The 23,404-nt window shown below is 61.5% G+C and carries 16 protein-coding genes; 9 read left to right on the top strand and 7 right to left on the bottom strand.

Going from position 1 to position 23,404, the window contains the following annotated elements; genetic code table 11:
* The first annotated feature begins 22 nt into the window (after positions 1 to 22).
* Genes recC through recD form a run of 3 tightly spaced genes read left to right on the top strand, consistent with a single transcriptional unit; the run spans position 23 to position 8,490 of the window.
* The gene (gene recC, locus R4P65_RS17395) at positions 23 to 3,304 is read left to right on the top strand and encodes an exodeoxyribonuclease V subunit gamma (protein ID WP_317827446.1); all 3,282 of its coding nucleotides are present in this window, start codon (positions 23 to 25) and stop codon (positions 3,302 to 3,304) included.
* A gap of 3 nt (positions 3,305 to 3,307) precedes the next feature.
* Positions 3,308 to 6,625, top strand: a complete 3,318-nt coding sequence (locus R4P65_RS17390; protein ID WP_317827445.1) for a UvrD-helicase domain-containing protein — start codon at positions 3,308 to 3,310, stop codon at positions 6,623 to 6,625.
* The gene (gene recD / locus R4P65_RS17385) at positions 6,622 to 8,490 is read left to right on the top strand and encodes an exodeoxyribonuclease V subunit alpha (protein ID WP_317827444.1); all 1,869 of its coding nucleotides are present in this window, start codon (positions 6,622 to 6,624) and stop codon (positions 8,488 to 8,490) included. Before R4P65_RS17390 ends, recD begins: the two co-directional genes overlap by 4 nt.
* A gap of 26 nt (positions 8,491 to 8,516) precedes the next feature.
* Here the strand turns inward: recD and R4P65_RS17380 are convergent, their stop codons facing one another.
* A complete protein-coding gene (locus tag R4P65_RS17380; RefSeq protein WP_317827443.1) occupies positions 8,517 to 8,885 on the bottom strand; it encodes a cupin domain-containing protein in 369 nt (122 codons plus the stop codon).
* 251 nt (positions 8,886 to 9,136) lie between these two features.
* On the bottom strand, positions 9,137 to 9,700 hold the full coding sequence (locus tag R4P65_RS17375; protein ID WP_317827442.1) for a TetR/AcrR family transcriptional regulator: 564 nt from the start codon (positions 9,698 to 9,700) through the stop codon (positions 9,137 to 9,139).
* Between the two features lie 97 nt (positions 9,701 to 9,797).
* On the opposite strand from R4P65_RS17375, the gene R4P65_RS17370 reads away from it, so the two are divergent.
* The gene (locus tag R4P65_RS17370; protein ID WP_317827441.1) at positions 9,798 to 11,024 is read left to right on the top strand and encodes an amidohydrolase family protein; all 1,227 of its coding nucleotides are present in this window, start codon (positions 9,798 to 9,800) and stop codon (positions 11,022 to 11,024) included.
* Positions 11,021 to 11,893, top strand: a complete 873-nt coding sequence (locus tag R4P65_RS17365) for an alpha/beta hydrolase (RefSeq protein WP_317827440.1) — start codon at positions 11,021 to 11,023, stop codon at positions 11,891 to 11,893. The genes R4P65_RS17370 and R4P65_RS17365 overlap by 4 nt, the downstream gene beginning before the upstream one ends.
* Before the next feature lie 165 nt (positions 11,894 to 12,058).
* Here R4P65_RS17365 and R4P65_RS17360 read toward each other — a convergent pair whose 3' ends face one another.
* Positions 12,059 to 13,369, bottom strand: coding sequence for an FAD-dependent oxidoreductase (locus tag R4P65_RS17360; protein ID WP_317827439.1), 1,311 nt, complete (start codon positions 13,367 to 13,369; stop codon positions 12,059 to 12,061).
* Positions 13,370 to 13,626: 257 nt separating this feature from the next.
* A complete protein-coding gene (locus tag R4P65_RS17355) occupies positions 13,627 to 14,967 on the bottom strand; it encodes an MFS transporter (RefSeq protein WP_317827438.1) in 1,341 nt (446 codons plus the stop codon).
* 424 nt (positions 14,968 to 15,391) lie between these two features.
* Between R4P65_RS17355 and R4P65_RS17350 the strand changes: the two genes are divergently transcribed.
* Positions 15,392 to 16,609, top strand: a complete 1,218-nt coding sequence (locus R4P65_RS17350; RefSeq protein ID WP_317827437.1) for a PucR family transcriptional regulator — start codon at positions 15,392 to 15,394, stop codon at positions 16,607 to 16,609.
* Between the two features lie 642 nt (positions 16,610 to 17,251).
* Here the strand turns inward: R4P65_RS17350 and R4P65_RS17345 are convergent.
* Positions 17,252 to 18,676, bottom strand: coding sequence for a PQQ-binding-like beta-propeller repeat protein (locus tag R4P65_RS17345; protein ID WP_230814815.1), 1,425 nt, complete (start codon positions 18,674 to 18,676; stop codon positions 17,252 to 17,254).
* A 251-nt stretch (positions 18,677 to 18,927) separates the two neighbouring features.
* Here R4P65_RS17345 and R4P65_RS17340 point away from each other — a divergent pair, with 251 nt between their 5' ends.
* Complete coding sequence (locus tag R4P65_RS17340) at positions 18,928 to 19,527, top strand: sigma-70 family RNA polymerase sigma factor (protein ID WP_317827436.1); 600 nt, start codon at positions 18,928 to 18,930, stop codon at positions 19,525 to 19,527.
* Entirely contained in the window at positions 19,527 to 20,648 is a 1,122-nt protein-coding gene (locus tag R4P65_RS17335) for a CU044_5270 family protein (protein WP_317827435.1), read from the top strand. Before R4P65_RS17340 ends, R4P65_RS17335 begins: the two co-directional genes overlap by 1 nt.
* Before the next feature lie 64 nt (positions 20,649 to 20,712).
* Here R4P65_RS17335 and R4P65_RS17330 read toward each other — a convergent pair whose 3' ends face one another.
* Together R4P65_RS17330 and R4P65_RS17325 are read right to left on the bottom strand one after the other, a co-directional pair.
* Positions 20,713 to 22,014 (bottom strand): TrpB-like pyridoxal phosphate-dependent enzyme, encoded by a 1,302-nt coding sequence (locus tag R4P65_RS17330; RefSeq protein WP_230814818.1) that lies wholly within the window; start codon positions 22,012 to 22,014, stop codon positions 20,713 to 20,715.
* Between the two features lie 257 nt (positions 22,015 to 22,271).
* Positions 22,272 to 22,730, bottom strand: a complete 459-nt coding sequence (locus tag R4P65_RS17325; protein ID WP_317827434.1) for a PaaI family thioesterase — start codon at positions 22,728 to 22,730, stop codon at positions 22,272 to 22,274.
* Positions 22,731 to 22,815: 85 nt separating this feature from the next.
* On the opposite strand from R4P65_RS17325, the gene R4P65_RS17320 reads away from it, so the two are divergent.
* Complete coding sequence (locus tag R4P65_RS17320; RefSeq protein ID WP_317827433.1) at positions 22,816 to 23,391, top strand: TetR/AcrR family transcriptional regulator; 576 nt, start codon at positions 22,816 to 22,818, stop codon at positions 23,389 to 23,391.
* Positions 23,392 to 23,404 lie beyond the last annotated feature (13 nt).

The following is a 23,404-nucleotide window of genomic DNA, read 5'->3' as shown; positions in this document are numbered from 1 at the left end:
GACGTAGTGAGGGGAGCGAAGATTGCTGAAGTTGTACCGGGCCGAGCGTTCGGACACGTTGGTCTCGGCGTTGGCCACGCTCCTCCGCACACCGTTGTCGGATCCATTCGCCCGCGAAACGGTCGCAGTGCCGGCCAAGGGCATCGAGCGTTGGCTCAATCAGCGGCTGTCCTCCCAGCTAGGCACGTGCGGGCCGTCAGCGGTGGACGGAATTTCTGCGAACATCGTGTTTCCTTCACCCGCGCGCCTGGTCGCGGAGTCCGTGGCCGCGGTCAGTGGTGTCACCGCAGACGACGATCCATGGTCGCCGATGCGATTGGTGTGGACGGTTCTCGATGTGATCGACGAGTCGCTGGGCGAGCCCTGGTGCGGAGTTCTGGCGAAGCATCTCGAAGGCCATCGTGAAGGTCGACGGTTTGCCTCCGCTACACACGTCACCGAACTCTTCCGCAGTTATGCCGCGCAACGCCCGCAGATGCTGATCGACTGGGCCGCCGGGCGGTTGACCGACGGACACGGTTTGACGCTGTCGGAGGATTTCGAATGGCAGGCACGTCTGTGGTGCATCGTCGCGGACAAGATCGACGTTCCGGGGCCGGCAGAGCGACTGGGGCAAGTGAGCAGCGCGCTGGTCGAGGACCCGGCCTTGGTCGACCTGCCGGAACGTCTGTCGGTCTTCGGGCCGACACGGCTGCCGGTCGATCAGCGAATGATCTTGAGCGCACTCAGCGCGAATCGGGACGTGCACGTCTGGCTCCCGCATCCCAGCCCCGCGCTGTGGTCCAAGATGAGCTCGCGCATGCCGCCTCGAAGTGAGAGCACGATCCGACGTTCGGAAGACGGGTCGGCGCTGATATCTGCCAATCCGTTGCTGTCGAGTCTTGCTCGCGACGTTCGTGAACTTCAGATCAGCCTCGGTACCGCCGAGTTCGAGTCGGTGCATCTTCCCGAACCAGCCGGCCCGAAATCCCTCCTGGCGACGGTCAAAGCCGACGTCATCGCAGATCGTGCTCCCAGCGTCTCAGCGGAACCGGATGGGACAGTTCAGGTCCACGCTTGCCACGGGCCGGCACGGCAGGTCGAGGTGCTCCGCGAATGTCTGCTCCGATTGTTCGAGGACGATCCGACATTGCAGCCGCGTGACGTACTCGTGATGTGCCCGGACGTCGAAACGTACGCACCCTTGGTTCGTGCTGCATTCGGGCAAGGCGTCCATGGCCACCCCGGGCATCTTCTTCGAGTAAGGCTGGCAGACCGCGGATTACGTCAGACCAATCCTGTCCTGGCCGTTCTCGGCTCTCTCCTCGAATTGGCCGACGGCAGGGCCACAGCCAGTGAGGTCCTCGACCTGGCCGCGACCGAGCCTGTCCGCACACGTTTTTCGTGGGGTGACGACGAATTGGAAAGACTGCGGGAATGGGCGACGGAAGCGGGTGCTCGCTGGGGAATCGGTAGTCGTCAGCGTGCCACGTTCGGTCTCGACTCATTTCCGCAGAACACCTTCAATACCGCCATGGACCGAATCTTGTTGGGGGTCAGTGCGGACGAGTCGGAAAATGCCTGGTTGGATCTCGCGCTGCCACTCGATGACGTAGACGGCACCGACATCGATCTGAGTGGACGTTTTGCAGAATTCGTCGATCGCCTGGCCGTCTCGCTTCGCGACCTTGCCGGCCCGCATTCGCCGGCCGAATGGCTTCGCGTGCTGATGCGGGCTCTGGATCTGCTGACCGACACAGCGCCCGCCGATTCCTGGCAGAGCGCGGGGGCCCACCGCGAACTAGTAGCTGCTGTCGAATTCGGCGGAGAGACGGTGTTACGTCTGGCCGATGTTCGCGCGATGCTCTCGCGCAGCCTCGCGGGCAGACCTACGCGTGCCAACTTCCGAACCGGCGAACTGACGGTGTGCACGATGGTTCCGATGCGTTCGGTGCCGCATCGCGTGGTCGTGCTGATCGGACTCGACGACGAGGTGTTCCCTCGAACCGGCGGAGTGGACGGTGACGACATCTTGTCCCGTGATCCCGTTGTGGGGGAGCGTGATCTGCGCAGTGAGGACCGGCAACTGCTTCTCGATGCCGTGATGTCTGCGGGCGAGCATCTGATTCTGTTGTATACCGGTGCCGATCCGGTCACCGGTGTCGTCAGACCGCCGGCGATCCCCCTCAGCGGTCTCCTCGACGTACTCAGCGTGACGGTGGGTTCCGACGCGATGAACGGAGTGCTGACACGACATCCGTTGCAGTCGTTCGACAATCGAAACTTCTCACCGGACAAGCCGTTCAGCTTCGACACGGCAGCGCTGGCCGGTGCGAGGGCTGCCGCCGGAACACCCGTCGAATTGCCGACAGTCTTGTCGACGGAGTTGCCTCTGGTAGAAACCAAGGAAGTGAACCTCGCGGATCTGGTGAACTTCCTCGTACATCCCGCGCGTGGTTTTCTGCGCCAACGCCTCGGCGTCCGGGTACCGGAACTCGACGACGACATCGCGGATTCGCTGGCAACCGAGCTCGATCCACTGTCCACCTGGGCTCTGGGTGACCGAATGCTTCTCTCGCGCTTGGCTGGACGCAGCTCCGCAGATTTCCGCGCAGCCGAGTGGCGCCGCGGTACTTTGCCGCCCTACAACTTGGGCGCCACGGTTCTGGGCAACGTCGAGTGGGTGGTAGACCAACTTGCCGGTCTTGCATTGCCTCACCTCGACGGCGACTCCGAGGCCGTCGACGTCGACATCGACCTCGATGACGGGCGTCGTCTCACCGGAACGGTAACCGGTGTGCACGGCAATTCAGTTGTGCGAGCGTCATATTCATCACTGGCGCCTAAACATCGGATGACGGCCTGGATCAACCTGCTCGCCTTGAAAGCACACGGACGACCCGGTGCGCTCGATGCAGTCTCCATCGGACGGGGTCGGGGAAAGATAGCAGCGGCACGGTCGGTGCTCGATGCGCCAGGCAATTCGGTCGAGATCCTGCAGCAACTGGTGGACCTACGCGAGCGGGGGTTGCAGCGTCCGTTGCCGATGTGGGCCGCTACCTCAGCCGAATATGCGCGCCGACGCTTTGGTGGCGAGTCGGTCGACGATGCGACAAACGGTGCAGACACCCAGTGGACCGGGCAGTACGGCGAGATGATCGATCCAAGCAACGCTTACGTTTTCGGAGAAGCTCGAACACTGGCGGAGTTGGCTGCGGATCCGCCGTCGGACGACGAAGTCGTCTGGGCCGAGGAACCAACTCGGTTCGGAGTTCTCGCCCGACGACTCTGGGATCCGCTGCTGGCCAACGAAAGAGCGGAGTAACCCGTGGACTTCGACCTTTTGGGGCCACTGCCTACCGGCACCACGGTGTTGGAGGCCAGTGCCGGAACAGGCAAGACCTACGCGATCGTCGGACTCGCGACCCGTTGTGTTGCCGAAGGCCTCGCTGACATTTCGCAAGTTCTGCTGGTGACATTCAGTAGGGCTGCCACTCAAGAACTTCGTGAGCGTGCCAGGGAGAGATTCGCCGGAGTGTCCGCAGCACTGGTTGACCCAGAGGCGGCACGGCGGTCGGAAGATGATCTGGTGGCATACCTCGCCACAGCTGACGACGAGGAGATCGGCGTGCGGCGTCGTCGACTCCTGCGTGCCCTCGCGGAGTTCGACGCCGGCACCATCACGACCACCCACAGTTTCTGCCAACGGATGCTCGACGGACTCGGCATCGCCGGGGAACGTGAGCCGGACACAAGTTTTGTGGAATCGGTCGACGACCTGATCAGTGAGGTCGTCTCGGATTTGTACCTCGGCCGCTACAGCCGGACGGACTCGTCTCCGCCGTTTTCCACGAAGGACGCGCTGGCCATTGCGCGAAGCGCGGTCGGCGATGGCCAGGCAATTCTCGAACCCGATGGCGAGGAGGAGACCGCACCCGGCCAGCGAGTTCTGTTCGCGGCTGCTGCTCGTGTCGAGGTCGAACGACGTAAGCGGACCAAAGGAATTCGCGACTTCAACGATCTCTTGACGCTGTTGCACGGCGTATTGACGGATCCGGAGCACGGCCCCGTCGCGTGCCGTCGGGTGCGCGAGAAATTCAAGGTCGTGCTGATCGACGAGTTCCAGGACACCGATCCCTTGCAGTGGGACATTCTGCGATTGGCCTTCCACGGGCACACCACCTTGGTCCTGGTCGGTGACCCCAAACAAGCTATCTATGCGTTCCGCGGGGCAGAAGTCCTGAGTTATCTCGATGCAGTCAATCAGGCGGACGAACACCAGGAGCTGACCACCAATTGGCGTAGCGACCCAGGGTTGTTGGCGGCACTCGAACACCTCTACGGCGGCGCCGCACTCGGTAACGAGGGCATCGTCGCGCATCCGGTGGAGGCGTCTCACAAGAAGTCTCGGTTGCCCGGGCCGGTTCCGATGCGTGTGCGCCATCTACCGCGAACCGGAGCCGGCCCGCTCAATCGTTCAGGATTTCCGGCCGTCGGCAGACTTCGCAGTCGCGTCGCCGACGACGTCGCAGCAGACGTGGTCGGTCAGCTGGGCAGCGATGCACGCTTGGCAGTCGACGGTGATCCGCGCCCGGTCGAGCCGGGAGACGTCGCGGTATTGGTGCGCACCCACAAGCAGGTGGCGATGATCCGCGATGCCCTCGATGCCGTAGGTGTACCGTCCGTATTGACTGGCGGTTCCAGTGTTTTCGCAACACCCAGTGCGACGCAGTGGTTATGGCTGCTGCAGGCGATCGAGCAGCCGCACCGGTCTGATCGCGTCCGGTTGACCGCCCTCTCACCGATTTTCGGGCGCACCTCCAAAGAACTGGATGCGGACGGCGACAACGTCGTCGCAGAACTTGCAGGTCAACTGCGCTCCTACTCCGGGCTGTTCGCGCGCGTCGGGTTCACGGCTGTGTTCGAAAGAATCTCCGCCGAAACAAATCTGGAGAAACGTGTACTCGCGGCCCCTTCCGGCGAACGAGATTTCACCGATCTACGGCACGTTGCACAACTTCTCGGTCGCGTCGCCACTGAGGAAGCGTTCGGGTTGAGCGCATTGGTTCGCTGGCTCTCCGATCGGATCAAGGACCCGACGTCAGGGAGTGCCACCGACCGAAGCCGTCGCCTCGACAGTGACGCTGCCGCAGTGCAAATCGCAACGGTGCACGCCACCAAAGGTCTCGAATTTCCGATCGTCTACGTCCCGTTCAGTTGGGAGAGCGTGGGCGGCTTCAACTCGCCGACGCAGTTGTTGCACGACCCGGAGGGACGCCGCATCCTCGACGTCGGTGGGCAGGAAGGCGCAGGGTATAACGCCAGAAAGACTGTTGCGGAGGCTGAAGAAGCGGGCGAAGAACTACGACTGCTGTACGTGGCGCTGACCCGGGCGCAGTGCCAACTCGTGCTCTGGTGGGCACCAAGCTACGGGACCTCGCGCTCGCCACTGCACCGGTTGATGCTCGGACGTACACCCGGCATCGCCGAACCCGCCCGGGTAGTGAAGGTGCTCGACGACGGTACAACCGCAGCACGTCTCGCAACCTGGCCGGCAGCAGCTTCCGGCGTGATCTCGGTGGAACCTGTTGGTCCGCATCCACCCTCGCCTGTCCAATGGTCCAGGGCGGCCGCGGACGTGTCCGAACTGGCCGCGGCGCGTTTCGATCGAGACCTGGACACTCTGTGGCGTCGTACGTCGTACTCGGCACTCACCGCCGGAGCTCACCACGCGGTCACGACCACCGACAGTGAGGTCGAGGATCCCGAAAAGGACGACGAGCCGGAGGATTCCGTAGATATCGGGACCGTCGCCTCTTCCCCGCTGGAAGCGTTGCCTTCACCGATGAACGGACTTCCGGCGGGCGCCGCATTCGGCACGCTGGTGCACGAGGTGCTCGAGGTGGTGGACACGGCTGCTTCAGACCTGAGAGCGGAACTCGGTATGCGCTGCGCGGAGGCGGTCTCGGTTCGGGCGGCCGAGGTCGACTCCGAAGCACTCGCGGATGCGTTGTTACTGGTGATGCAGACTCCACTGGGATTCGGAACCTTGGCAACGATCGCGCCGAAAGATCGCCTTCCCGAACTCGATTTCGAACTCCCACTGGCCGGTGGCGACGATCCGGTGTCGATGAGTGTCACACTTCGCGGAGTGTCGGAACTGTTGAGGCGCCACCTTCCCCCGGGCGACATTCTGGCGTCGTACGCCGACCATCTCGACCGCGTCGAGTCGTCACCGATGCGCGGGTTCCTGACGGGCAGTATCGACGCCGTCCTCCGGATCCCGGGCCCGTCGTTCGTGATCGTCGACTACAAGACCAACCGGCTCGGCCGCGGCGATCTGACGGCTGCCAACTACACGCGCGAACTCATGGCGACGGAGATGATGCGCTCGCACTATCCCTTGCAGGCTTTGCTGTATTCGGTTGCGCTGCATCGGTATCTGCGGTGGCGACTGCCTGACTACGATCCGCATCGCCATCTCGGAGGAGCGCAGTATCAATTCGTGCGTGGGATGCTCGGCCCGGACAGTCCGCCGGGATGTGGTGTATTCGAATGGAAACCGCCTGCTCAGCTGACGGTTGAACTATCGGATCTGCTGGCCGGTCTCGATGCGTCGAACACGGCAGGGGAGAAGGCCCGATGACCGAGGCGCAATTGGCGCAGCGCGCCAAAGGGATCGTGCGAATCTTCAACGAAGCTGGGGTTCTGCTTGCCGCTGACGTCCATGTCGCGACGCGGGTGTGCAGCCTTGGCGGTGAAACTTCCGAGGAAGTGATGCTGGCCGCGGCGTTGGCAGTTCGGGCCGTGCGATCAGGTTCGGTGTGCCTCGATCTCCGACGGATGCGTGATGTGAGCGTCGACAACGCGACGGAAGACGAACTTGCGTCGTTGCCGTGGCCCGAACCGTCGGAGATCGTTGCCGCCCTTCGGCTGAGCCCTCTGGTGATCGGCGGCAACGCCGGACCTCTCAGACCGCTCCGGTTGGTCGACACCGACGACGGTGAGCTTCTCTACCTCGATCGGTACTTTCTGCAGGAGCAGACGATTCGGCGAGTGCTCGACGAGCGTGCGTCCACGTGGCCGCCCGCCGACCTGAAAGCGGTCCGAACGCGCCTGGATTCGTTGTTCGTCGACGAGCACGGGCCGACCTCCGCCCCTGATCGTCAACGAATAGCCGCTGCTCTCGCCGCGACACAGTGGACCACGGTCATCGCCGGTGGGCCCGGAACCGGCAAGACCCATACGGTCGCACGTATTCTCGCTCTTCTGTCGGCAGAGCTGGGATCGAACGCCCGGATCGGACTGGCCGCGCCGACGGGTAAAGCTGCAGCACGGCTGCAGGAGTCCGTTCGTGAGCAGACCGCGAGCCTTGGCCTTCCCTCAGAACTCGCGGCCATGACGTTGCACCGGTTACTCGGTTGGCAGCGGGGGAGTTCGAGCCGCTTCAAATACAATGCCACCAACAGGCTTCCCTATGACGTGGTCGTCGTCGACGAGACGTCGATGGTTTCGCTCACCTTGATGGCGCGCCTGCTCGAGGCTGTTCGCCCTGATGCCCGACTACTTCTCGTCGGCGATCCCGATCAGTTGACCTCCGTCGACGCGGGCGCTGTTCTTGCTGATCTTGTCGCCCGCCCGGTAGAAGTCAGTGGAAATCCGGCGCTGACACAGTTGGTGGGTGACGATCTCGCGGCCGCCGGATCCGAAGAGGCACTGAGCGCGGACGAGCAGGATCGTCTGCGGGGCGGAATCATTCAACTCTCCCGTGGGCGCCGCTTCGACGGAACCATCGCACTGCTGGCCAGGGCAGTCCGAGCGGGAGATTCCGCTGAGGTTCTGCGTATCCTGCGCAGCGGTGATCCCGCCGTCTCCTTCCATTCTCCCGAGGACGTTGACGCATTGCGCGCCGACATCGTCGCGAGTTCAGAGGTGGTGACGGCGTCGGCCGAGGTGGGTGATGCGATCGGGGCACTGAAAGGCCTGGAATCACACCGCCTTCTGTGCGCCCATCGTGACGGACCGTACGGTGTCGGGCGGTGGGCGCAGCAAGCGATGGAGTGGGTCGGCACGGCATCAGGGCAATTCCTGGATCCGACGAGGTGGTATCCGGGCCAACCCCTGTTGGTGACGGCCAACGACTACGAGGCCAAGATCTACAACGGGGACGCCGGGGTGATCGTGCAGCGTGAGGATGGCGTTCCTATTGCCGCCTTCCAGCGGGGTAGTGATGCGTTTCTGCTTCACCCGAGCCAGCTCTCGTCAGTCCAAACCGTCTACGCGATGACGATTCACCGGAGCCAGGGCAGTCAGTACGACACGGTATCGGTGATGCTGCCGGCCGAAGCGTCGTCACTGCTGACTCGGGAGTTGTTGTACACGGCGATCACTCGCGCCAGAAACCATGTGAGAGTAATCGGCACCGAGGATTCCGTGATGGCGGGAGTGCAGCGTCAGGTGCTCAGGGCAAGTGGGCTGCGCCGTGAGATCCGTCCGTACGACGCGCCGTGAAAGTCGGATGTTGCGGATTCTCTTGGTCATACGTTGTATACGACGAACACCTTGCGTACGGTCTCGGTGACCGTCCACGTACCCTTCCATCCGATTGGGAAGATTGCACTCGTACCGGCAATGAGGTGTACGGGATCGCCGTCGTCCTCCTCCACGGTCATGGCGCCGGAGACGATGGTGATGATCTCGCCGCGGGTGAGGAACTCCCACCGTGACTTTCCCGGTTCGCTCTCCCAGACTCCGGATTGAATGCGGCCGTCGTCACTGGTGAACTCGACGTCTGCACGAGTGATGATGTCTCCGCCGAGTGGCTCTGCACTGGGTTGGCCGAGCAGTGCTTGCTGGAAGATCCCACTTGCGCTGTTCAACTCTGCGGCACGGAAGGTAATGGTCACAATTCAATCCTGACTTTCGAAACTCATATGAATCATCGGACTTGTCGATGATGTCGTGTGTCTACTGCGCCGGGATAGGTTCACTTGTCGCATCTTTCGGCAGTTCGCTCGTACAGATGTCGAAAGTGCGATCGTCCACCATTCAACCGAGATTCAGGGAACCATCTCACGCCGAAACAGGCCCGAGCCCATGGTGAAACGCCCCCGCGCCGGTGATCTCGAACGGGGGTGATCGGTTGTGTGTGAGGGGTTTACGTGGTGGACGCTGTCAACGAGGTGATGAAGCGCTCGGCTGCCGCGTCGACCTCCGCGTCGGGGGTGAGCAATTTCTGCAGCAACAGTCCTCGCAGACATGCGGTTGCGATGATGCTCTGCTGCTGTGCATCCACCACCGTGAATCCTTCGCGAAGGGCTGCCGCTTCGAGGAGGTTCGCCAAGTCGTCGAGGTCGGCGGCGAAATCTTGAAATGCTTTGTGCTCGTACACCGCAAGTCCGGCCAGGTGAAAAAAGGTGCGGCTTCGATCTTCATGCTCGGCGTTCGAGTAGAAGCTCCAGATCGCCCTGCACAGGGCTGCGAACCCGAGATCTTTGCCCATCGCGGCGATGACGAGGTTGTCACGGCGGCGCGCTTCCGACAGCACGGCGCTGAGGAGACCTGGTCGTGATCCGAAGTGATAGGTCAGCAGCGTGTGGTGCACTCCGAGTCGCTCCGCCACTTGGCGCATCGACAGCTTCGGACTTGGGCCGGTTTCACCGAACTCGTCGAACAGTGCCTGTAACAGTCGCTCTCGACCCTCCCCAACCGGCGATCTCACGCTACCTCCATTGACGGGTTCACCACTGTTGAGTACGGTACCGCATATCGAATTCACCAGTGTTTAGGAGAGTGGTTTCTAATGCTCGGGAGGTCCCTTGACTGACGTATGGTTTGCCGGCGGCATGGTCGCGGATGGATCGGGTACTGACCCGGTCGAAGTCGACGTGTGCGTGAGCGACGGCATTGTCACCGCGATCGGACAGGCGCCGTCGGGTTCGACGACAGTTGACTTGGACGGCATGCTTCTGACTCCGGGGCTCATCGATGCTCATGTCCACCTGGGTATTTCGAGTCCGATCCGAAGGCAATTCGGGTTTGAGCTCTCGGCAGCCGAACTGGCTGCGGGCATCTTCGCCACCGCAGGCCATGCCCTCGACGCGGGCTTCACCACGGTGCGAGACGTCGGTGGCATCGACGGCGGAGTCGTCGACGTTATTGCGAGCGGCAAGGTGCGTGGTCCGCGTGTCCTCTCGTGTGGTCCTGTGCAGTGCCAGACCGGCGGACACGGCTACTACGGGGCCGCATGGGAGCCGACCGAGCTGTGGAACATGCACCACATTCCAGGGCTCTGCGCCTTGTCCTTGATGTCGGGTAATGCCGACGAGCTTCGACGCAACGTGCGCGAGTCGTTCCGCCGAGGGGCAACATTTCTGAAACTGTGCGTCACCGGCGGTGTCGTCGGAGGCCATGACCGCCTCGCCGACACACAGTTCACCGTCGAGGAAATCTCCGTGGCAGTGGAAGAAGCAGCGTCGCGCGGCACCTACGTCACGGTCCACGCGCACAACAATGCGGGCATTCGCAACGCAGTGCGGGCCGGCGTCCGATGCGTGGAACACGGCACCGACATCGACGAAGAGACTGCCCAGCTGATGCGGGAGCATGACGTGGCACTTGTCCCCACCTTCGCCGTGGTCGAGCAGTTGACGGACACCGAAAGCATGGACCTGGACCCTGCAATACGAGAGCGTGCAGCCGGAGTACGTCAACGCATGGCCAGAGCGCTCGAGGCCTCTCGCGCAGCAGGCCTGAGGATCGGCCTGGGCTCGGACCTCATCGGGCCGCACCAAAAGCGCCGAGGTGAGGAGTTGCGCTTGCGCGCGGAGTTGGAGTCGCCGATGCATGCACTCGTTTCGGCCACCAGCGTCAATGCCGACATTCTCGGTATCGGGGAAACCGTCGGGACTATCCGCGTCGGTATGCAGGCGGACATGGTTGCCTGGCAGCAAGACCCACTCCGAGACGCAAAGGTGTTCGCCGATCCGGACATGGCTGTTCTCGTCGTGAAGTCCGGCAATATCGTCAAGGGAGACGTTCGATGAGCGAGATGCTGCACGGTTGCTTCGCAGACACGGAGTACTTCGAAATAACGGCGAAGTCGGGGCACAGCTACGGCGTCTGGGTGACCACACCCCCCGGCTACGCGGACTTCACGGATCCCTTACCGCTGATCTACGTGATGGACGGCAACTGGGCTGTAGGTCTTACCGCCCCGCTCATCGTCACGCCGGCAGACCCATATCTGACGATCGCCCCGTACATCCAGGTCAGCGTCGGTTATGCCGGTGAGGAAGCTGCCAACTGGGCACGGCTACGCAACCGCGATCTCGTGCCGCCTGGGGAACCGGTGGGCGACGAAATGATGGCTACTCTTGCCGCTGCTCGCGACTCGGGTGCAATGACCCAGGAGTATGTGGACGCCTACCTCGAGGAGCTGGCAGACACCCACGCGGACGTCTTCCTCGACTTCCTGACCAACGAACTCCACCCTCGCCTGTACTCATCGGAGCTACGTGTCAGCGAGTCCGGGCACGGACTCTTCGGGTACTCGTACGGAGGACTTTTCGCCCTCTACGCATGGCTGAGCGACGCGGCCCCATTCGCGACCTTCGGTGCGGGTAGTCCCGGAGTTGTGAACGCTGACAGCCAGATCCACACAATGGTCGAGGCCCGGCCGGAGCGCGGCGTGGGCTCAGTTGTGCCGCAATTGCACGTCACGCTGAACGAAGCCGAACTGACAGGGCCCATTCCGATCTATCGCGGACTGGCACGTAACGTTCTCGCTGTCGTGGAGCAGTTGCACGGCAAGGCGTGGTCGCAGGATGTTTCGACCGCGTTGTTGCACGAGACGCACGTCACCGGGCTGCAGGCATCGTTCCTGAGCTACTTGAAAAGATGCCATGCACGATAGCTGTTCGTCCCGGCGACGATGTGCACGCTGACACGTTCGATGGGCGATTTTGCGTAGACGCCGTTGAAGGAGAAGCCGGCTGTGGGTGTCCACCACGTGGTGGACACCCACAGTCATGTCTATTCAGTTGTCGCGGCTATCGATTCTCCAAGCCGGACAACACTTCTAACCCATGACCGTCCCGGTCGACTCGGCATTGGGTGCCCGAAGGCGGGAGAATGCGCCGAGGTCTATTTCGAGCCCGGTGTGCATCCCGACATAGGTCAGGGGCTCAGCGTCGTGATCGTGTCCAGCTTCCACCTGGTCGATGATCCTGGACATGAGGCGTCCAGCGATGGGCGCATTCTTGAATTGGTTCCCGCTGGTGCCCATCGCGACGTAGAAACCTTGCCTGTCTGTCTTGTCATAGATCGGGGTCCAGTCAGATGCTGCGTCGTACACGCCGGCAATACCTTTCGGTTGTGAAGGGACCTCCAGGGTGGGGAAACGCCTGGCGGCGCGGAAAACCTGCGCTTCGAACCGGGCAACAGTGCGATTCGGGTTGGCGGTATCAGGATCGTCGATCCACTCGAGCGGATCGCACTCCGGTTCGGTTCCGCCGACAAGGAAACCGTTTCCAGGTTCGGCGCGCATGTAGGTTCCGAGATCCAAATCGGCGATCATCGGGCCGAGGATCTCGTCGTCGTTGTACCCAGTGGGTGCGGTGACGTGATGGACTTCCTGACGCAAGGGCCGAACCGAAACCTTGAAGTCGGACCCGACATTCGACAGCTTGTTGAACGCTCCTGACCAGGGGCCGGCGGCGTTGACGACAATCTTGGATTTCACACTTTCCCCGTCGTCGAGCCCTAGCTGCCAGATGCCGTCAGGCAACTGCTCGACTGCCACTACACGCGTGTTGTATGCGAAAACCGCACCGTGCGAACGTGCTGCCGCAGCAAGATTCGCGGCGGCCAGTTGCGGGTCGTCGACGAACCCCGCCTGCGGTGTGTACAGCGCGCCGAGCGTGGTTTCCGCATCTGCGAAGAAGGACTCCGAGTCGACAGGCTTCGGTGGATAGTATTTACCTGCGTCGATACCGGGAATCTTTTCGACGAGTGTCGTTGCGTCCCACAGCTGGTAGTCGATTCCGATCTTCTCGAATAGTCCAATCGTGCGCGCGTGGGGTGCGACGTCGACGTCGAGAAGTGCCATCCCACATTGCCGAAACTTCGCAAGCGCGCCGTCGACTGTCGCGTTGAGATGCTCGTTCCAGTTTTGCCAGCAATGCAGCGACTCCCAAGCCGCAGCCATACCGTCGAATGTGGAGTAGTTGAACCGGATGACCGCACTGGATGCACTGGTCGAGCCGTAGCCCGGACCACCAGACTTGTCGATGACCAGGACTTCGTAGCCTCGAGCGGCCAGTTCGTAGGCGATGGAGCTGCCGATCACTCCAGCTCCGACCACAACTGCATCGGTCTTGTCGGTAGGCACTTTCGGCCCCTCTTTCTACTGATGGCTTCGCCGGATCGAAAGCACAGCTATTCGATCCGGCGAGCTTGGGTTCTGGTAATTCTGACGCCGTCGACTTCCTCTGGAGACCCGCATCCCGACTTCTCGGATTCGGCTCTGCCTTAATGGATTTGGTACCTGAAAGTCCAGAGGTGTCCGTCGTCCTCAACTCTCTCGTGGCGGCCATCGGAACGCTATCGACAGCTGCTCAAAAAATCACAGCCGTGGCGCGTCCGTTGTCAGAAACGTTTCGTCGAACTGCCCTGCGTGGCAGACCAGTCTTTCGATTCCGGAATCCCTCGCCACAGAATGGGAAGTGCGATCAAAGCGATGGCGGTTGCGTAGAAGGCCGGGGACAGATTGCTTCCTGTGGCATTGACCAACGACGCGCACACCAGCGGCGCAGTTCCTGCAAAGAGTGCATACGCAACGTTATAAGGGATTGCCGTGCCGGTGAATCTCGCGTGCGTCGGCATCATTTCGAGAATTACGAGCAACGCGGACGCGAGTAGGGAAAGCGCGATGACCAGAGCAGCCAGTGCAACGGCAATCGCGAAAATATTTCCGGTACCGATGAGCAGGTAGCTGGGCACCGAAACGAAAACTGACATCACCATGCCGATTCTGACGAGAGGTCTCCGGCCGATTCGGTCGACCGTGGCGCCGAAGAAGATGAACAGCGGGACTGCGAGAACCAAAGCGCCGGTTGTCATCAGCAGTGCCACCGTGCTCGAAACGTCGGCTGAAAGAATCAGAAATGTCGGCATGTAGCCGAGCAGCATATGAGTAACGACACCGAGCGAGGCGAAATACACGAAGGACGTGAGCAGAGTCCGCCAGTGATTGCGGAACAGATCTGTGAGAGGGCGGGTTGGAAGGGAATCGTTCTCTTGCATTTCCTTGAAAGCTGGAGTTTCCTCGACCGCAAGCCTCATGAACAGTCCCACCATGGCGACAACGCCTCCGATGATGAACGGCCAACGCCATCCCCCGTCGGCAAAGGACTCAGCGCCGACCAAGCTGAATGACAAGACTGTGACCGTGGCCAAGATGCTGCCGACGAACGACGAAGAGCTGATAATCCCTGCGTACAAGCCTCGGCGGTGAGACGGCGCATGCTCGACGACGAAGGTTGCCGCTCCGGTGTATTCGCCACCGGCTGAGAATCCTTGAACCAAGCGACAGAGCAGCAGCAACAGCGGTGCTGCGACACCGATCGAAGCATATGTCGGTAGGAGGCCGATAGCCGCTGTCGAGCAGCCCATGAGCGTAATTGCCAGGGACAGTGACCTCCGTCGGCCGAGGCGGTCACCCAGTCGTCCGAAGAATATGCCGCCAGCAGGTCTGGCCAAGAATGCGACTCCGTAAAGAGCGAAGGTGGCAAGCAGTGCGCCACTGCCGAACTCCGGAGGGAAGAACACTGTCGCGAGAACTGCGGCAGCGAAACCGTAGATCGTGAAATCGAACCATTCGACGATGTTGCCTGTCGCGCCGGCAATCAGGGCCCTACGGCGCGCCGATCGACGTCCGGGTGAAGTCTCGGTTAGATGCTCTACAGGAGCATTTGCTGTGCCGGTCATGATGATTCCTCTCGGGATATGCTGAATGGCAAAGGGTTTGCGACGTCAGGGCCACCGATGTCATTCGAGGTGTTCGAAATTGAAAGAGGTCGGTGGGATCCGACGTTGAACTGGCGAACGTAGGCCGTTATCGAATTCGGGCCAGAGGCGACCTTGCCTGAGGGAGATCGTGCCGTCCTGCCTCGGGCCTAGCTATGCAAATCTCACGGCTGCAACAGATCTCGTCGCTGGTGGATGTCCGACCTGTCGTTGTCACGTCTGCCGGGTTGCAGACCGAGTGAAGACGTTCCGGGTCTCGAGTGCTTCGGCATGTAGCGAGCTTATGGCGCGAAAGTTAGTTGCATCACTGTCATTCGTTCAAATTGTCGCGGACGAATTTAGTCATATGTTGCAAAACGGCGAGCGTGGCTCGTACAGTTCGACCATGGCCGGAGAACTACAGCATTTGGTGGATACTACCGGGCGCCGACTGGACCGTTCCGTTGCGATCGATGATGCACAGATCCGTCTACTCGCGTACAACTCGCATGACAGTGCCGTCGATTCAGTCAGGATGAATTCCGTTCTACAGCGGAATGTTTCACGCGAGATTGTAGACTTTATTTTCTCGAGTGGAGGCCGTGAAGCCCTCGATCTCTTCACTGTTCCCGTCAACGAAGAACTAGGGCTGACCCTTGGCCGGGTCGGGATGCCGATCCGGTACCGCAATGCGCTGCTGGGCTTCGTCTGGCTGTTGACTTCGGAGGGTGACGTTGACGAGGATCAAGCCGAGGTCTTGAGGCGCACGGCTGACGCGGCAGCAACGATCCTTCACCGCGAACAGTTACTGGACGAGTTGTCCCGAAGTCGGGAGCGGGAACTTACTCGTGACGTACTTTCCGGCGAGCGGTCGCTGCGCGAGGACGCGGCAAACAGGCTGGCCGAGGAGGGCTTGTTGGCTGCGGGTCCAGCAGTCGTGGTCACTATGCTGCTCCGTCCTGTCGACCAGTCGACATTGACCGAAAGAGATCGTCTGAGTGTTGCCGTCGGCGTCGATCAGCTTCGGCGGAGGCTCCCGCGGAACAGTGCAATCCAACTCGACCGCCCCGATCACAGTCTGCTGATCGTGTCGGTGGCCGAACGCTCGACGCATACCCATCTGGACTCGCTGATCGTTGCAGCCCAAAAGCGAATCTTGTCTGAAAGTGGGCGCCAGAACATCGAATGTTGGGTTGGTATCGGTGAATCGCGAACCTCGGTTGCTGACGTGCGCGAATCCTACGAAGAGTCCAGGCGTTCCGCAGATGTGGCCCAGGTCGTCAAGGTGCTCGGAAATGTTGTGCGGTATCGGGATCTCGGTGTCTACGGACTTCTTGCCGAACTGTCAGAGGATCGGCTCGAGAACAGTATTCATTCTGGGTTGCAGTCCTTGCTCAGCCATGAGGACACCAAGAGTGAGGCCCTTCTCGCGACGCTGGAGAGCTTTTTGGACAATGCCGGTGACGTAAAGCGAACGTCCGAGGCGCTCTGTGTGCATCGAGGGAGCTTGTACTATCGTTTGCGGCGAATTCAGGAGATAACACGCGCAGACCTGGCAAACGGCGACGACCGGTTGGCCTTGCATTTGAGTCTGAAAGTCGCGCGACTGTTAGATCTCCGATGATTCCGATCCGAGAAGAGGGGTCTGCGGAGGAATCCAGCGGCTCAACGTAGTTGGCTGCTTTCGATCGTCAAGCGGGATGGTTCTGGGGTGGGAAAGGAAGCGCGTCGTACATCGGCCGGAGTGAGTCGGCTTGACCTGCTGAGATGTTCACACGTTTGATCGGGCATCTTCTATTTTCTTGTCGGCAGATGCGGCGGAGTGCAACTTTTTCGGGCATTGAAAGCGCAGAATCGTCGAGATGGGTGTCGAGCTGTGTGAAGAACGCGCGCTTTTGCAAACCGAAATGACGACGAATTTGCTCTGAGTTCGGTCCCCCGGCACGCAGATGTTTGCGAGCAAACTGGACTATTTGTTGCCGACTGCAAACAGAGGATTTCGCGTCCATTCCCGTTGGCTCCCTTTACGGTTGGATTGGATCAGGTACCTGAGTCGGCGCGATTTATACGCACCCCTTCACTGCAGGTCTGGTCTGATCTTTCCGATGTTGGAGTCGCAGAGATATGTGTAGTTGTTCGAGATCGTTTCCCCGAAATTGAACAAACGCGGCAGACTGGATTGTGGCCATTGATGCTGCACGTCTATCCATTTGCTCGTTGCTGAGCTGGCTGGTCAGTACGGCACGGTATCGGTGATGTTGCCGGCCTATCGCCAAACGGTGAAATGGTTTTGCCAGGAGAACGACACGTTCTTGCCGGCATTCGAGACGACGACCCCGCGCGGATCGACCTCTGGCGGAAGGGGGACCGACCACATCATCTTTCCGTCGCGAGCCCGGATCGAATGCATTCCGGTGTAGTCGCTGAAGACGAAGTGGTCGCCATCGGTCGCTCCGTTTCGAATCCAGTACGCGTCTTGCCAGGGTGTCTGCCATAGCTGTCGACCACTCTCGACGTCGAGACCCGAGATTGTGCGGGTCTCCGGTGACGTGACCAGGATTGTTTTACCTACCACTGCGGCAATGGCGCTTCCCGTCCCGGCCATCTCGGTATTGATGATTTGTGAGCTGCGCCAAAGTTCGTCACCGGATTCCGGGTCGTAGGCGCCGTCGCCGAGAAACATCGGCACCGCTGTCGAGGGCTTACTCGGGTAGGACGACGATGAGGAAGAGGGAATCGGTATCGCACGAATCGTGGATCCGTCGGTAGCCAAAAGATTTTGGGTTCCTACATAGCCTGATCTGCCGCCGACACTGGTGAGGAACAATCCGTTCCCGGCAGGGACAAGCGAATCACCCTCGAATCTGAATCGTTCTGCGCCGGAATCCAGATCGTAGATTCGATAGCGGTACTGTGGGTCCCCGCCATCGCCCTGTTCCATTGCAATGACAGTGTTGGTGCTCGGGATCGTGTAGACCGATCCGAACTTTTCACTTGGTTCGAAGGTACGAACGAAGTTGGCCGTCACATTGGTGGTGTTGCCGCTGGCAAGAATTCGTGTGCGAACGGTTCCGTCCACTCTCTCACCGGACGTGTACACAGTGTCTCCGGTGATGGCGGCACCACTGAGATCGAAGTCGGTTCCGAGGTCGGACAACAGAGTTCCGGTCGCGGTATCGACAAAGATCATCCGTCGATCGCCCCAGCACGCGATGATCGTGGATTCGTTCTGCTGGCTGCACTGGCCGATGACTCCGCCGATTCGCGTTTTCCACAGAGGACTTCCGTCGTCGGGATTCACACCGACCAGTGAAACGGCACCGACTCCCTGACTCGACGAAGACTCATCGGTTTTGGGCAGGGGATAAGCAGTCGCGGCCACCAGCACGTCACCGACCTGGTACGTGTTTCCGTAGCCGTAGTAGCGATCGAGGCCGGAAGGCATCGACAGCAGCACGTCGCCGGAGTTATCCGTGAGCGTTCGAACATCGAGTTCCCAGGCTTGTTGCGGAGGGCCGGAGAGGTCCACGTCGACAATGCCCTGCTCGACGATCGGACCGCCTAACTTCTGCTTCGGCGAAGCCGCCTCACTGGAGTCGGAGAGCACCGATACCACGATGAACGCGATCGCCACGATCAACGCCAGTCCGAGGGCGACCAGTTTCCAGTGTTCCTTCAACCGAAGCTGCATCGAAAGACCGTAACCGATCGAGCAAACTGAACGGTTCGTTTCGCCTCCTGTCGGGCTTGATCCTTGCCGCGAGATCGTTCCCACGGCTTACCTAGCGTCAGTGCCGGGTAGCGTTTGGTCTCCGACCAAGAGACTGAGGACCGACTGCTGCGCATGGTGAATGCTTGGGGGAAAGTGCGGATCGTGTGTCGCTATCGCTACCCGCTGCGGCAGCCCGGGGACGCTAGGGGCCGCACCGACCAAGTATCACCGTGACATCTTCGAGCCCGCCCGGTGATCGCGGCACACCGGATCCGGACCTGCACGGCCCGTGCGTGGCGGAGGTCTTCGCTCAGCTCTTCGACGCCCATGCTGCCGATCTTCGCCGGTACGTTTGCGCTCGAGCAGGCGAACATCATGCCGACGACCTCGTCGCCGAGGCTTTTGCCGTCGCGATCGATCGTCGATCCACCTATGACCCTAGCCGGGCTCCCGTTCGCGCTTGGCTGTTCGGCATTACCCACACCCTGCTCCGGGCACACTTTCGTTCCCAGGATCGCGCCGAACGCGCACTCGCGCGGGTACATGGCGAACGCGTCGTGTCCGAGACAGCGCCGGAAGACCTTGTCACGGCTCGGGTGGACGCGTCCCGTCGCCTCGAGGTGATCGCGTCGGCACTCGCCGAGCTGACGGAGGACGAACGCGACGTGCTGCTCCTCTCGTCCTGGGCCCATCTCGAGCCGACCGAGATCGCGGAGATCCTGTCCGTGCCGGCCAGCACCGTCCGGTCCAGGCTGCACCGCACGCGCACTCGCCTGCGGACTTTGCTGCTCGACTCCGAAAACCTCCAACAAGCCTCGGGAGAGAACTGATGCCGAATCCTCGGACCGATCCCCTGGACGACACGTTGCTCGAACTCCGCGATGCGCTCGACAAGCCGGACGTCGACGCCTTGGCAGCGATTCGGAATCGGGTACTCGCCGACGCGAAAGCGGCCGAAAGTTCTCCGCCGGTACCCAGTCGCAGGTTCGCTCTGCGGCGCGTGCCCGCTTCGGTCTACGCCGGTGCCGCGGTGCTCATGGCGGTCTGCCTGGCCGCGGTGCTGGTGCAGCTCACACCTTCAGAGCAGACAGGCAGTACGGGTGGTGTGTCGCTGCCGGTGCCATCCATCGAACTCGCCTCCGCCGAACACGTCCTACAGCAAGCCGCGCGTTCGCTCGAATCGGTCGAGATGATCTCCGCTCGACAGGGACCGTTTCGACTCGTCGAGGAGCACGCGTGGGTCCAACAGGGGATGGAGTACGGATCTCCTTACGAAGCAGGTCCCGACGCTCCACGCAACGGCTACACCTACCTGCTCGAAACCCGTTCGCAGCTATGGATTCCGGCAGACGAAACACAAGAATGGCTCGAGCGGCGGTCAACCGGCCAGTCGCGGTGGCTCGGCGGCACGACGCCGGAGAGTGAATCAGCTCTGTACATCGACGAAACCCGAAACGGGGAATGGCGCGCCCGCTGCGGCCGATTCTTCGACGACAATCGCGACAACTTCAACTGCGTTCCGGACGACTGGGACGATCCCAACTTCTATCGGTCGCTGCCCGCTGACCCCGAGGGGTTGCTTCGATGGCTGCGCGACTACACGGCGCCGCGCGGTTCGACGCCGGAAGCGATGTTCCACATCGCGATTGAAGTACTGAGAGCCGGCATGATGCCGTCAGACCTCAAAGCACAGTGGTATCGCGCGATCGCCGGAATCGATGGTGTGGAGACCGTGGAACAGACCACGCTTGACGGTCGGGTCGGAATCGCACTCGGGCTCAGCGGTGTTCACGAGCGTCGCGACTTGATCATCGATCCGGGTACCGGTGAGTTCATCGGCGAACGACGGGTCGCGGGCGCCGTTCCGGAAGATCCTTGGATAGCCCCCGGCACCGTGTTGGGGACAAGTTCGATCACCGTCCGTTCCGTCGACGAACTGGGATACGAATAGAGAACGTGCTCGGTGTGACGAAGTGTGGTGGCCTCGTACACTCGAGACCACCACACCGCCGGAGTCAGACGTAGGGCGAGTACGCCGGGAGATCCAACTGACCGTTGCCTGAAAGCCCGATTACGATCACCTCGGGTTCGGTGACGGCACGAGCGTGAGCGATGGCGCCGGCAACCGCGTGGGTCGATTCCGGAGCCGGGATGATTCCTTCGGCGCGCGCGAAGATCAGACCGGCCTGGAGAGCGTCGTCCTGATCGACGGCAATCGCATCCATGAGTCCGAGGTTGACCGCATGCGAGACCATCGGCGACATGCCGTGGTAGCGAAGGCCACCGGCATGGATGGCCGGCGGAACGAAGTCCTTGCCAAGAGTGTGCATCTTGAGCAGCGGGGTGAGGCCGGCGACGTCACCGAAGTCGTAGCGGTACTCGCCCTGGGTGAGGGACGGGCATGCCGAAGGCTCACAGGCGACCAGGCGAGTCTTGGTGCCTTCGCGAAGGTTTCGTCCCAGGAACGGGAAGGTGAGTCCGGCGAGGTTTGAACCGCCACCCGCGCAACCGAACACGGTGTCGGGGACGGCGTCGCCGGCTTCTTCGAGCTGAACCATTGCTTCCTGACCGATCACGGTCTGGTGCAGCATGACGTGGTTCAGCACGCTACCGAGTGAGTAGTGTGTGTTCGGATCCTGCGCGGCGACCTCGACGGCCTCACTGATCGCCATACCCAGCGAGCCGGTGGTGTCGGGATGCGACTTCAGCAGTGCGCGTCCGGCTTCCGTGAGATCGGAAGGCGATGGGTGACAGATTCCGCCGTACGCCTCCATCTGGATGCGGCGGTACGGCTTCGAATCGAAGGACGAGCGAACCTGCCATACCTCGACCTCGAGTCCGAGCAGCGCGCCCGCGAACGACAGCGACGCACCCCACTGGCCTGCACCGGTTTCGGTGGTGAGCTTGGTGGTTCCCTCGATTGCGTTGTAGTAAGCCTGCGCGACAGCAGTATTCGGCTTGTGCGAACCGACCGGGCTGACGCCTTCGTACTTGTAGTAGATGCGGGCGGGTGTGCCCAGAGCGCGCTCGAGTCGGTGTGCGCGGAACAGGGGAGAGGGCCTCCACATGCCGTAGATCTCGCGAACCGTCTCCGGGATCTCGATGTAGCGCTCGGTTGCGACTTCCTGCGCAATGAGGTTCATCGGGAACAGCGGCGCCAAGTCCTCGGGGCCGAGCGGCTCACGAGTGCCCGGATGCAGGTGCGGGGGAACAGGCTCGGGGAGGTCGGCCGCCAGGTTGTACCAGTGCGTCGGCACTTTCGACGGGATGGAGACGCCCAAAGGCTCGAGCGAACGGTTGAGTGGGGTGGTGGTCAACTAACTCTCCTTCGTGGATTCGGTACCTGATCTTGGCGGTCGTAGCGACGACGCGTACGGCATTTGCCGGATCGGGGATCCTGAGAGGAGCCTGCTGGACCACCCGATGTCGGTCCGGGCAGCACGCAGTTGCGGCTGACCGTCAGCGGTCGGGCCACCAGAGGTGCGCAGTGAGCAGGGTCACGAGCCGATCGTACATCGGCACTCGCGCCCTGCTCACGTCAGGCACAGTTGCGTTCTCGCCATCCTTCGTCGGCTCAGCGGAAAATCATGCACGTCGTAGTTCCGTGCGCCACCAACTTGCCGTTCTTGTCCAAGACCTTGCCCTCCGCGGTCGCGGTACGCCCACCCACATGAATGACACTGCCGTGGGCGGTCAGTTCGTCACCGTCGAGAGGCACAGTGCGGATGTAGTTGAGCTTGAGTTCGAGGGTCGTGTAGCCGACGCCGGCCGGAAGCGTCGTGTGTACCGCGCAGCCCATGACCGAATCGAGCAGCGTTGCGCAGATTCCGCCGTGCACGGTGCCGAGCGGGTTGCTGAAATCGGCGCGCGGGGTCAGGGCGAAGCTCACGGATCCCTCGTTGACCTCGCGCATCTCCATGCCGAGGAGGCGTCCAATGCTGGGTCGGTCGTTGACCTGCGTTCCCATCCAGCGCAGAAGTTCGAGGCCTGTCATCTGCGCCGGATCGACGGTTGCGGTTGTCTCGTCACTCATTGTTTCATCCCATCACTATGTCGGTCGTCATACATAACGTAGCGTATGAGTTGACAGGTGTACCGACGGCCGAAGGATCTGTGACATGGCAGAGCTGAGCTCACGTGATCGCATGATTCGCAGTGCGGTCGAACTGATCAGCCGCAACGGCGTCGATGCGACATCCTTCAGTGACGTCATCAAACACAGTGGCGCACCCCGTGGGTCGATCTACCATCACTTTCCAGGCGGTAAGACCGAATTGATGGTCGAAGCCGTGCGCGCGGCCGGTGCGATCATCACCAGACGAATCAGCTCGGCTGCGGCTACCGGTTCCACTGCCGACGTGATCGAAGCGGTCGGAGACATCTGGCGACTCAATCTCACGCGTTCGGACTTCGCGATCGGCTGCCCGGTGATTGCCGGCGGGTTGGCACGCGCCAGTGAGCCAGAAGTCGCGGAAGTATCGGCTGAGGTCATGCTGGGATGGCAGAAGTTGATCGAATCGCAACTCGAAACGGCGGGTTATCCTGCGGCGCAGGCAATATCGATGGCAAACCTGACGATCACGTCGGTCGAAGGTGCAGTGGCGGTGTGCCAGACGACTCGAAGTATCGAGCCGCTCGAACAGGTCATCGCTTCGCTGCAGGGGCTCTCGCGCTCTGAAGCTCGGTCCAACTGAGCATTCGGGGGTT

Source organism: Rhodococcus sp. IEGM 1318, from assembly GCF_033142465.1.
Lineage (GTDB): Bacteria > Actinomycetota > Actinomycetes > Mycobacteriales > Mycobacteriaceae > Rhodococcus_F > Rhodococcus_F qingshengii_B.
This window is presented reverse-complemented; position numbering and strand designations above follow the sequence as displayed.

Coding starts and splice junctions, on each gene's coding strand:
- recD (WP_317827444.1), top strand. CDS start 6,622: ATGACCGAGGCGCAATTGGCGCAGCGCGCCAAAGGGATCGTGCGAATC.
- R4P65_RS17365 (WP_317827440.1), top strand. CDS start 11,021: ATGAGCGAGATGCTGCACGGTTGCTTCGCAGACACGGAGTACTTCGAA.
- R4P65_RS17355 (WP_317827438.1), bottom strand. CDS start 14,967: ATGACCGGCACAGCAAATGCTCCTGTAGAGCATCTAACCGAGACTTCA.
- R4P65_RS17350 (WP_317827437.1), top strand. CDS start 15,392: ATGGCCGGAGAACTACAGCATTTGGTGGATACTACCGGGCGCCGACTG.
- R4P65_RS17345 (WP_230814815.1), bottom strand. CDS start 18,676: ATGCAGCTTCGGTTGAAGGAACACTGGAAACTGGTCGCCCTCGGACTG.
- R4P65_RS17335 (WP_317827435.1), top strand. CDS start 19,527: ATGCCGAATCCTCGGACCGATCCCCTGGACGACACGTTGCTCGAACTC.
- R4P65_RS17325 (WP_317827434.1), bottom strand. CDS start 22,730: ATGAGTGACGAGACAACCGCAACCGTCGATCCGGCGCAGATGACAGGC.
- R4P65_RS17320 (WP_317827433.1), top strand. CDS start 22,816: ATGGCAGAGCTGAGCTCACGTGATCGCATGATTCGCAGTGCGGTCGAA.